We start from the raw sequence: 12083 nt of genomic DNA, 5'->3' as shown, positions 1-12083 counted from the left end.
ATCGATCCGTGTACGAGACCTTCAGATTAAATCATCCATTCCAAAGCCTGTCTACGCTTAATAACCTACCGTAAACCGTGCTTGGATAAATTGCGGATCGTCCAGTTCATCCACCAAAGCCGCTGCAAAATCGCCAACGGAAATCGAGCTTTCCCCGATATCATCCGTAATCACACGGTTCATGCCAACCCGGAACTGGCCTGTTCGACGTCCTGTTGTGATTGTCGCAGCAGGGCTCATGTAGGTCCAGTGAATACCTGATGCTTCAATCAGGTCATATGCTTCTGCATGGGCTTTTGCCAGTGGTTTGACTTCTTCCGGGAATCCCGGCGTATCCATCAGCATATCACCGGAATCGGTTAGCAAGCTTCCCGCTCCACCAACTACAACCAGACGTCCTGCTTTTGCCCGGCGTACACCCTCGATCAACGAACGTGTCACTTCCAGCATCTCTTCTTCTCCACCAAACTTCGGTCCATATGCACTCACAACCACTTCTTGACCCGCTGCAAAATCAGCCACCTGATCCGGATTAAGCAGATCTCCCTGTTCTACACGCAAACGCTCATGAACCATCTCAACCTTCGAAGGGTCACGCACCACCGCTGTCACTTCATGCCCACGATCCATCAGCTCCCACAGTATCATCTTGCCAATCGCTCCGGTTGCTCCAAAAATGGCTACTTTCATATGAATTCCCTCTTTTCTGTAGATATCATCTTGTCAACTTACCGTTATTTTAATACTTAATCCTATTGTTATATACCTTAAACGGCTCACGCCATCTTAAACCGGATGTGACATCTTGTAAACCTATCTCTTACAGCTTATATGTAGAAAAATAATCTTTACTTCAACTAGCGGAAGAAGCACCGACACTCTTAAGTATCCCCTCTCTCCGCAAGCACTCAACACGAATCATGAAAAAAGCCGCTTAATGCGGCTATAATAAGATAATTTCATACGACATAGAATCTATTCTTATCTCAAGATTTCAGTTTTCGTTCCGCTAGGTAGTCGGTCCTTCTTCTCCCTGCCTCCACCACATACCCTCCGATTTTGGGCTGGTGTATTCAAATCCAAATTGAGCATAAAGTTGATCAGCCGGAACATCCGCCAGCAGACTGACCAAACCACGGGCAGGTACTGCTTTACGCAGATAATTCATAATCTCGCTCATGATCAGTTTTCCATACCCCATTCCTTGAACATCCGGGTGTACAGCAATATCGACGACCTGAAAGAAACAACCTCCATCTCCAATCACTCGCCCCATGCCTATCAGCATATCCTCTTCACGCAGACATACTGCAAACAAGCTATTCCGTAATCCAATCTCTGCCCCTTCCCTGCTCATCGGGCTAAGACCCGAAATCTGCCGTAAGGCAAGATACTCCACCGCTGCGGGTGGTGTGTGTTCAATACTCACATGATCCATGAATTGTGCCCCTTTCTGCTTGAATTCATCTACTTCCTGTGTAATAGTGAGAGAAAGCTTACGTGAAGCGTGTTTCATGATACGTGAAGTTGGTGCAAAGGAGGAACAAGTGTGTTTCAACGTTGGATTGAAGATCTAACATCGCGCCCAGGCGCTGTGGCTGTGCTGTTTGGAGTCATGGCTTTGCTTCTGGGGATATACATATGGTCTGCCACTGAAGTTCGCCGCAGCCACGAAAGGCGAATGAGAAGGATACGAGATACATTATACATAAGTACAGCCCTCTTGGGACAACTTACCATCCAGGAAAATCGGAATTATGAACGATCGGAACACGAACATGACGATCTGATAACAGCAATGCTAGCCTGCAAAGCTGCATCTTACCTATCTCCTCAGCTACAGGACCAGATCCGTGACTGTATTAAGGATCATGACCCTGCCCGACTTGGACTGATGCACAGAGCACTGGAACGGGAATGCACCGTATTATCGGATGAACTAAGCCGGGATACTCATGCAGATCATTGGGGCACAGCGGTCTGGACCATCCTTCGGCCTGTAGCCGAACCAGCCGCACTGGCGGCTACAGGGTTTCTGGTTATAGATCTGGTATTTCGTCAGCGGATGTTGGACGTGCCTGTGGACTCATGGGACAGCATCTTGCCATGGATTCGCGCAATTTCCCTGATGATCACCATAATATATGGTTACCTGCTCTGGGCCAGCCCACGACGCGATAGGTCAAGTACAGTAACCAAAATGCTCTCCTTGCTGATCGCGCTATGCTCCTTGCTCCATCTGATTGGACCTGTTGCTGCACCCTATACACTGGGACTACAGCTGATTATATTCACTTCGGGTTTCGGGTTGACTGGGACACGCTCTCGAAGTGAGCGCCCCTACGCAGGACATACGGATCTGGAACCAACGAAGCAAGTCTCTACGGAGATGGAAGGAAATACACGTCGTACATCTGGTACCAACACCGACGAATAACCTACGCATCCAGCCGCTTCCTTATGATTAAACTTAGATACCCACCTCGATGATACGAGACTTGGCCCTCCCTCGGCTGGATTTTCACCGATCAGGTCGTGTCTCCTTACTCGGCATGCTATACGATGATGGATGTCAGTGTCCCAAAATTATCGAGCTCCCGTCTGGCTGATCCTATTGAGTAGCCAGTCGCTTTTCTAAGGAACACAGGACGTCTTATATTACCTCTACAGCCTCTTTCAAAATTGTAAAGAACCTCAGACACGTTATTTTCCAAAATCGCTCGATAAAAACGCTCTAAAACGCCGTACATTTCGATATAACGCGTCTCAGATTCCTTAGATTTCTGCGGGTGCTTCAAACCCTTAAATAAGACGCCTCATATTCGTTAGCGCTCAACCCCTGCTCATGCTCTGTTCCAAACGCGACTGAGAGGAAACCTCGTGTCCCTCTCGTACGAAGCGAAAATTCTCATTGGTAGTGGAAAATAGGAAAATCGCTTTTGCGACGTCCTAATTGCTTGCTCTTACATTCAGTATTTAGCGCTTGCCTACTCCGGACACGTTCAGATACACTTCGGCTTTCAGCACGTGTTTAAAGCATCCCCTATATCCAACGTATCTGTACGCGAAAAGGGCTTAAACTACATTGTAGTTTAAGCCCTTTTCTATAATCTTTTCTTGCGAAGAATTGAACGATATAAAACGAACTTTAATAATTACACAAAAACGGAGAGGGCAGAAATAACGTGAAGAAGCGAAGCTACAAGTTTTCTGTAAGAAAACTACTTCGAAAGCATTCGCTACGCCTAAAGCCTTTCGGAAAGAAAGCTCCATCGAAAGCATATGCTTATCCCCGAATTTTTTCCTTTGAAGAAGGAAAGAATCTGGCATAACAGTGATCGGAAAGTTATTCTGTCATCGAAGTGGCATGTGTGACATTCTTTAGTTCACTTTATATCATGGATAATTACTTCACTTATTTGGCTACAACATGTGCAATGACGCGGCCCTTTTCGTACGTGACAGTCACGTCATAACCATCTGCCGTTACACTGTCGAATTCACCTGTAATTCCATTAGCGGTGATTAACGTAATATCTTTGGAACCTTCGATCTTATAGTTGGACAAGTCGAGTTTGAGACTTCCTCCATCAATATAGAGCTTTCTGCCGACATTCAGCTGACTGTTGTTGTCAGTCACTACCAATTCCAACGTACCGTTATCCATGGTAAAGTTCCTATTTAAGTTGAGTGCTCCGTCGACATCAACGACAACTGTTCCATTTTCCACATACAGATCACCCGTACCAAAAGCCGTTGCGGATTCGGCTACCAATGTTCCTGCTTGCAGTAAGGTTCCGCCTGTGTAGCTATTTTTTCCTGTCAATGTAAGGGTTCCTGTTCCCTTTTTCGTGAGCATTCCACTACCGGTGATATCATTTCTCCACCAATCTTCTGCATTAAACCGTCCTTTGGAAGCATCCATATCCACAGTTACATTGTTCAAGAATGCACCGTATCCATCCGCAGCCGTGACCAGATCAATTCTACCCCAGCCCTTGGATTCATCCAGTACAGGATATCCAGAGTCAATGGACGTTGTATACAATACTTGTCTGCGTTGCTCATCTGTTAAATACGGTTGACGTGTTTCCAACAGAGCTTCTGCTCCTTGCGGTACAACGGGAGCCAACCCTTTGGTTCCTGTTTGTGGTAGACCATAAGTCATCTTCTCTCTATAGAAGGCTTTATTGGCATCATGATCTTCCCATTTGTGTTCATCGTAAGCACTCTTGAACGTGTAATCTTCGGTTACGGTGTGTGCATACTCATACAGACTCATATTGTTTTCCTTGGCTGCAGCTCCAAATACTTCTCCTGCATTCTCATAGCCTTTCTCTAACACATCTTTGTTCTCAGCCTGATTAAGTGCATAGGCAGCCATGGCCGTCGACTGTATTCTTCCTCCTATAATATCAAGCGGTGAGTGCATCCCTGTAACGACTCGATTCTCGCCCAACTGAGCTGCTCTCGTTAACAATTCAGAGAATCGTTCTGGTGTAGCGTATGCCAAAGGAAATACGGATAAGTAAGCTGCACTGGTATGTCCGCTCGGAAATGCGCCATCTTTTCCTCTTCCATCCTCAGCGATTCGTTTGACATAAGTTAACGCAGGAATAAGCTTAACATTGGTTTCGTATTGCTGGTAATGTTTTTCTCCTGTTGATTTGGTTCCGCCTGAAGCCAGAGGTACTTCTTTTTTCTCACCTTCACCTAAGGTTTCCCATACAGGCAGTCCTTTGCTGTCAACAACTTCTTTCACTTCTCCATTGGAATTCATTCTCCATGGTCTAGGGGAAGAGTAGAAATATTTAGAAGGATTAGATGAGGCAGGAATTTTGAATCGAACCAGATCAACTAAATGGACCAAGTCTGAAAGTTCCGTCTTTGCTTCCCAATCTCCAATGCCTTGGCTTTCATCTTCCACTGTTTCTTCGGTCAATACCACATTCATTTCGTCCACCGTTCGTTCAACGTTTGTCTTTGGCTTGATGATATCTACATACGTGTTAGCCAACGGACCAAAGCCCTCCATCACGCTATAGATCTTATCTCTTTGGTCATCATAATAGGCTGCCAATGTCTCTTCACCTGTGCGATTTTGCGTGACCTTTTCTACATATTTGATATTGGCTTCCCAAGTTGCTTTGTTTCGGATCTCTTCATTTGCATATGTTTTCTGATCAGCAACAGCTACGGTTGGATCATTCTTAAAGCCGTCATAATATGGAGTCGGTCCATCTCCATACTTTGCATTTTTCCCGTCAGCTCCAATTTTGGTTGCCGCTGTTCCATCTCTCCAATCCGCTAGGTTCATGGACCATACTTGATCAAAACCGTCCAAGATATCAATAAACGGATTGGTTTCCGCAATATTTTTCAAGGTGTCGTCTCCGGCATTGGCTCCGTGCTTCACGGCGGACAACCGAGCTTCATCTGCTGGGGGATTAACATTCAGCACAGTTGCCGTTCCCTTTGGCTTAGCTGGTTTGGCAGCTGTAGTAGCATCTGTTTCCACAGCCTTAACGAGCGCAGACACTGCTTCGGCACGAGTAATGGAATTAAGCGGTTTGAAGCTTCCATCTGCATAACCAGAGATAATTTTCGCTGCTGCCGCTCCACCTACAGCTCCCTTGCTCCACGCCGCTATAGACGATGAATCGCTAAATACATTCGCTGCTGTTTCATTTAACTCCAGATTCAAAATGCCAGCAATCACTTTAGCTGCTTCTTGACGGGTGATCGGATCTTGCGGCTTCATTGTGCCATCGGTGTATCCATCTATATATCCATTCGCATTTGCAATAGAAATTGCTTCGTAATACCATGCACTCTCAGACACATCGTTAAAGGTAATTTTAGCTTGTCCGGAATATCCAAAGGCACCGTTTACCAAATTCATAAATTCTGCTCTGGTAATATACGTATTTGGTTTAAATGAATGATCCAGGTAACCTCGAATTAATCCTTCATCACCCCATGCTTGAATATTCGCTTCCGCCCAGTGTCCCTTAATATCAGAGAACTGAATCTTCTGATCGGCTGCAAAACTCTTCTCTGCAAATGTCGGACCTACCATAGACAACATTAGAAGTAATGCCAGTGACTTTTTAAGTGGTTTTCTCATGGCTTGCAAATACACGCTCCCATTATGGTAAATTATTTTTTTGCTTCTGCATCTGCAAATGAGTAAGAAAGACTCTATACAGATGTCTGATCTGCCGTTACTGTAGCATTAGGGAGCGTTTCGCATCTATAGAACAAATTCCGTTTTATATCAAAATCGTACGTTCCGGAGCTTATATGCCAAGAAAAATGGAGTTAGATACTACATTTATCAATTAAAATACCTACTTTTGTAAACGCTTTATTAACTGAAAGTAAATTATGGAGTGGGAGTTTGTTAAATTTCGATCAACATGATTTCTAGTCCTCGGCCTGCTATATAATGATGAAGTTGTTTAGAAAAGAGACATGAAGGGGGAAAAAGAATGCATAAGCCATTTCAAACTGTAAGATCCAAGATGGTTCTTTCCTACCTTGCTGTTGTTCTTGTCATTGCGCTTCTTTTCGGCTCCATTCTATACCTCTTCTTCTCCCATCAATACAGCAAAGAGATTCGAATCAATAATCAGCTGTCACTGAAAAGCACTGTCAATACTATTGAGAGCTCCGTTATCCAGAAGGTGAATCAGGTCTATCTGTCCCTGGCACTCGGTAACGCCGCTAGTATCGATTTAGATAGCTTAAAAGGAAACCATAGCAAAATCCTGGACATCGAACAGTCCCTCAAAAATATGGTACAAAATTACTCCGATCTCATTGAAGCTATTCATGTGTACGATACGAAGAACCACTTCATCGTCTCATCTGTATATGGGCTATTGCTCTATGAGGACACGCCTTCGAGTGTGGATCATACGACGGATTGGATTGCTGCGATGAAAGAGACTCCAGAAAGCTCCTTATGGATGAAGACTCGCATGGTGCCTCAGGATGTCTATATCGAATCACGGGAACAAAGCAAGATGAGTCCTCTAATTTCCTATGTCCATAGTTACCCGTTTCAATCGTCTGGACAAGACAGTAAGGCCATGATTGCGATTGATATCAAAGAATCAGCGATCAGTCAAATCATTAAAAATATGCTCCCTGCTGACTATGCAAATACATTAATCATCGATCAGGACGGAACCGTCATATCTGCCGCGGACAAAACGTTGATAGGTAGCTCCACGGAGGAGAATCTGACGCAGTCGCTGCTCACCTTTCATACTTCAGATGAGAGCTTCACACCTGTATTTAACTATGACTCTCATGTCGTTACCCAAGATCAATTTAAAGGAAATGCATGGAGAATCTACACAACCACACCTAATGAAAGCTTCTATTATAAATTGGATAGCTTGAAGGAGATTTCGGTTCTTCTCGGTTTATTGGCTGTTGCCGTTGGAATAGCGATGTCGTCCATCTTTACCAGGGCCAACTATAGTCCTCTTAAACGAATCATGAATAACATCAAGAGCCGGATGGATAGCCCAACCAGCTTAAAGCAGGACGAATATCGGTTCATCGATACAACGTTTAACAGTCTGTCCAATAAAGTTGATAGTCTTGAAGAAACCTTACAGGCCAATCACAGAATAATTAAGCATAGTATCATGCTCAATATGTTAAATAACCGATTTACACCCGAGGAACTTACGGAACAGCTCCAGTCTGTTCACATTTCAATGGCCTACTCTCGCTTCCGTTGCATCGTCATTGACCCTGTTAATGAGAAGTGGAAGGATCTGCAGCCACGACAGTTGCAGCATACGTTGTATACGATGATCCAGCAACTGGAGATCGCAGAAATGGATGGAACTCAACTGCTGGCAGAGGAATTGCAGGATCACAAAATAGCCGTAATCATCTGTACCAACCAACCCGAAGAACCGCTCTCTGATCACATTGTAGACTTTATTCACGCTGAGGCGAGCAGCAGATTTGGTCTGGAATTTGTACTATCGTTAGGCGGATGGGTAGAGCACTTCACGAAGATTCACACAAGCTATCATCAGGCGAATACCCTGATTCGATACAGCTACTTCTTTCCCGAGCAGTCTGCCATTCAGGATCTTGATCTTCTGAACAGGGAAGCCAGCAGTCTGGAGATCCCGGAGTCATACCTCGTAAACTTTGAAAAGAAATTGCAGACTCGGGATGTGCAAGGTACGGTTCAGGCCATTCAGGAATTGGTCGCGACAATAAAAGAAGGCCCCTATTCAGCCGAATACAGTCGGATCATCTTATTAAAAACGGTATCTATTTACGCTGAGTGTATTAATCAGGTGCGCCTGCAACCCACCGAGGCGAGTTCATTGAATATGTACAAGCAATTTTCATTGTTCTACAATATCAACCGATATTCGGAATGGATGATTCATCTCGTGACCGAATTTGTGATGCAGATGGAGAAGCGAAGCGAGGTACGAAGTGTGGATACCATCTCGGCTGTCAAAGCCTATATTCACGAGCACTTATCAGGCGATCTCACGCTGGATCATGTCTCAGAGCAAGTATTCATCAGCCCTAAATATCTGAGTAAACTTTTCAAGGAAGAAACCGGGATTGTTTATTCCGAATATGTTACGAATCAGAGAATGGAACGCGCACGGGAACTCATGACACAACGCGAAATTACGGTTGAGCAGGTCGCAAGTACGGTTGGTTACCGTACCCCTGCTTATTTCATTAAAAAGTTCAAAGAAATCCACGGCTGTACACCAAAAAACTTCATGCGCAATTTAATGGAACAGGGATCTATATAGGGTCAATTAGGAATATTTACACGGACACTCCGATGACAGAACAACCTTCCGATCGCTGTTATTCCCAGATTTCTTCGATCCCTTTTCTAAAAGGGGAAATCCGGGAATAGCGTATGCTTTCGAAGTAGTTTTCTTACAGAAAACTTGTAGCTTCGCTTCTTCAGGTTCTTTCTGTCCTCTCCGTTTTTGTGTAAATGTTAAATTGAAGCTATATAGAATTTAAAATTAGTAAAGGAGCTGCTATGAACATCAACCTTTCAAGAAAGCTATATCTATTGATTGCTACATCTATTCTTATAGGATTGATGAGCGGTTGTACCTTTCTAAACCGGGAAGGATCACAAGTGCAACAGCAGGGCCATTTGGCAAGCGCTGAGAAGGAGACAGCACCGCAGTATACGATATCCTGGACCATGCATCAAAATATCCCTGTTCCTGAAGACGCCGAGATGATTACATATATTGAGGATCGGTTTGATGTCGATCTGGGGGTGTGGAACCTTGAGAACAAGCGGTATGAGGAACTGCTGGATCTGGAGCTTGCTCAAGGGAAAATACCGGATCTGTTCCGGATCAGACAACCACATGATCTGCTTAAGTATCAAATGCAAGGGGTCTTAGCGGAAATTCCCCCGGAAGTTCTTGAACAATATGCGCCAAATATCGTACAGCGAATTCGCGATTATGATTCACGTTACCTAGAGTATGGAAAAATAAACGGTGGCTTATATGGAATTCCGGCCATTAATCAGACCAACATCTATCGAACCCCTGTTGTATACCGAGAGGACTGGCTTAAGCAGCTTGGTCTGGAGGTGCCAAAGACATTAGATGAATTTGAAACGGTTATGTATGCTTTTGCCAAAGATGATCCAGACGGAAATGGTAAACAAGATACGTATGGCCTATCCAGAGAGGGCTTAAATGTCGTGTTTGGTGCCTTTGGACAGTCCGTTTTCACCGAGCAACTGTATTTTAATGAAAAAAACAACCAACTTGTGATCGGTGCTTTGGAGCCTGAGATGAAAAAAGCATTGGCTTATATGCAAAAGTGGTATCGGGACGGGATTATCGACCCTGAGTTCATAACCGGCGAAAATAAAGGCGGCTATAAACATCTATCCCATGCTTTTATTAATGGAAAAATTGGGATGACCTCGATGGGCAACTATTATCATTGGAATCAAGAGGGAGACTACAGTGTCCTTAATGAAAATGGCCAAGAAACTCCAGTGGGGGCCTCGTTCAATGTTAATGAGCTGTTACAGAAGAACGCAACTGCAGAGGTTGTATTTGGTTCTCCTGTTATTGGTCCTGATGGACATAGCGGTTCAAAAGGGAACAATCTGCTGATGAATTTTATTGCTATAGGTGCTGAGGCTGCGAAGGAGCCGGGAAAACTGGAGAAAATTTTGGAGATACTCGATTATGTAAGTGCCAACCCCGATCCGGAGGAGCAGATCAAAATGGAGTATGGCCTTCCAGGAAAACACTGGAATTGGAGCGTTGAAGATTCAAACTCGTTCCATTTACTTTACCCATACAACAGAATGGAGAATTATATTAATATGATCGGCTCAAGTATCGGGATGACGGTTCCAGGTACACCCTCGGATAAACGTGAACAGTGGGCTGCATCTGCAGGGTTGACGGAGAATGGTATCTATAATCGCCTGGAGGTTGCAACCCCTGCCCTCATTCAATATTCATCTGAATTGATTCGCATGAGAGACAGAGCGTACATCTCCATCATCACTGGCGATCAGCCTGTGGGGTATTTCGATACCTTTGTGGAAGAATTCATGGATGCAGGTGGGCAACAGGTACTGCTCGAAGCGAATCATTGGTATAAAGAGCATATGGAGACAAGTCGTGCCCAATAGGTAGGATGGTTTGGAACATGCATTTCCCATGAGTTTCTGGATTTTACATGTGTTTTTATGCACCTATCTTCGCTTCCTTCACGTCACTCTCTATCCCTTCGCACTCGCATTTGATCCGCGTAGTGAACGGGCTGAACTGCTTCGTGCCGTGCTTCCGGATTTGGAGGCGCTGCCTGAGGGCGTGTTTTCAAAACGCTTGCGTTCGGTCCGCTCCATCTGCACAATCTGACCTTCGTGCACCACGATATGCAATGAACCAAACTCCATGTCATTCAGCTGTCCGGCAATTCGGTCCAACCATACCTCATCCACTTTTAACGGCTTAGCCATAGAGCCGCCTCCTCTTCTCGGGCTATTGCCCGCCATATTCCTAAGTACGCTGTCATCCAACGGATTTATAAATCATTCTTATCCAACCTATATACTTGGTTTATACATTAGCAGGGCTTCCAGTAGCTGTCAATCTGTATTTTCTTCTTCTCATAATCACTTTTCTGAAACGGCTTTGTGTCCAAGCCAGCTCTTGAGTAGCAACGTGGCGAGAGCCAGAATCAGGAGCAGGGAAGCTACGGCAAATGAAGCCGAGAATTGATATTCGTTATACAAAATCTCGACATGAAGTGGTAACGTATTGGTCTCCCCGCGGATATGCCCGGACACCACAGATACGGCTCCGAACTCGCCCATAGCGCGGGCATTACACAGAATAATACCGTACAGCAGTCCCCATTTGATGTTGGGCAAGGTTACACTCCAGAAGATTCGCCACCCGGAAGCACCTAGCGTAACCGCCGCTTCCTCTTCCCGGGTTCCCTGGTCCTCCATTAGTGGAATCAACTCCCTCGCTACGAACGGGAAGGTAATAAACAGCGTTGCAATGACAATGCCTGGCAGCGCAAAAATGATTTTGATATCATGTTCGGACAGCCACGGCCCTAACCACCCATTCGAACCAAAGACCAATACAAAGATCAACCCGCCCACCACAGGCGAGATGGAAAAGGGAAGATCAATCAGGGTGATCATAAGTCCCTTACCCTTGAACTGGAACTTGGTAATGACCCATGCAGCGGCCACACCAAATATCGTATTCAGCGGTACGGTAATCGCCGCAACCAATAACGTGAGTTTCAGTGCAGACATGGCATCCGGTTCGGTAAGAGCCGCGATGTACACACCCCAACCCTGCTTCAACGCCTCCATGAGCACAATGGCCAGTGGCAAAATAAGCAGCCATATGAGTACCAGGCTTGCCAGTCCGATTAACAACCATTTGACCCATGGAGCCTCCGTTGTTGCACGGTTAGTTCCACGCCCGGTCTTTACGGGTGGAACAGGGCTTAGTGGGACAGGACCCGCCATATGCTGCACCTCCTTTGGTTTGGGT

The 12083-nt window shown here is 45.2% G+C and carries 8 protein-coding genes; 3 read left to right on the top strand and 5 right to left on the bottom strand.

Going from position 1 to position 12083, the window contains the following annotated elements; genetic code table 11:
• Window positions 1-57: 57 nt before the first annotated feature.
• Both MHI55_RS03070 and MHI55_RS03065 read right to left on the bottom strand, forming a co-directional pair.
• On the bottom strand, window positions 58-690 hold the full coding sequence (locus MHI55_RS03070) for an NAD(P)H-binding protein (RefSeq protein ID WP_036607440.1): 633 nt from the start codon (window positions 688-690) through the stop codon (window positions 58-60).
• A 319-nt stretch (window positions 691-1009) separates the two neighbouring features.
• On the bottom strand, window positions 1010-1438 hold the full coding sequence (locus MHI55_RS03065; RefSeq protein ID WP_340388749.1) for a GNAT family N-acetyltransferase: 429 nt from the start codon (window positions 1436-1438) through the stop codon (window positions 1010-1012).
• A 111-nt stretch (window positions 1439-1549) separates the two neighbouring features.
• Here MHI55_RS03065 and MHI55_RS03060 point away from each other — a divergent pair, with 111 nt between their 5' ends.
• A complete protein-coding gene (locus tag MHI55_RS03060) occupies window positions 1550-2437 on the top strand; it encodes a hypothetical protein (RefSeq protein ID WP_340388747.1) in 888 nt (295 codons plus the stop codon).
• A 978-nt stretch (window positions 2438-3415) separates the two neighbouring features.
• Here the strand turns inward: MHI55_RS03060 and MHI55_RS03055 are convergent.
• A complete protein-coding gene (locus tag MHI55_RS03055) occupies window positions 3416-6127 on the bottom strand; it encodes an S-layer homology domain-containing protein (protein WP_340390566.1) in 2712 nt (903 codons plus the stop codon).
• A 364-nt stretch (window positions 6128-6491) separates the two neighbouring features.
• Between MHI55_RS03055 and MHI55_RS03050 the strand changes: the two genes are divergently transcribed.
• Both MHI55_RS03050 and MHI55_RS03045 read left to right on the top strand, forming a co-directional pair.
• A complete protein-coding gene (locus MHI55_RS03050) occupies window positions 6492-8813 on the top strand; it encodes a helix-turn-helix domain-containing protein (protein WP_340388746.1) in 2322 nt (773 codons plus the stop codon).
• A gap of 242 nt (window positions 8814-9055) precedes the next feature.
• On the top strand, window positions 9056-10696 hold the full coding sequence (locus MHI55_RS03045) for an extracellular solute-binding protein (protein ID WP_340388744.1): 1641 nt from the start codon (window positions 9056-9058) through the stop codon (window positions 10694-10696).
• A 90-nt stretch (window positions 10697-10786) separates the two neighbouring features.
• Here MHI55_RS03045 and MHI55_RS03040 read toward each other — a convergent pair whose 3' ends face one another.
• Entirely contained in the window at window positions 10787-11026 is a 240-nt protein-coding gene (locus MHI55_RS03040; RefSeq protein WP_036607453.1) for a YezD family protein, read from the bottom strand.
• 156 nt (window positions 11027-11182) lie between these two features.
• A complete protein-coding gene (gene cysW, locus MHI55_RS03035; RefSeq protein ID WP_340388742.1) occupies window positions 11183-12058 on the bottom strand; it encodes a sulfate ABC transporter permease subunit CysW in 876 nt (291 codons plus the stop codon).
• Window positions 12059-12083: the final 25 nt, after the last annotated feature.

The sequence above is a fragment of the Paenibacillus sp. FSL E2-0151 genome (assembly GCF_037993015.1).
GTDB lineage: Bacteria > Bacillota > Bacilli > Paenibacillales > Paenibacillaceae > Paenibacillus > Paenibacillus amylolyticus.
This window is presented reverse-complemented; position numbering and strand designations above follow the sequence as displayed.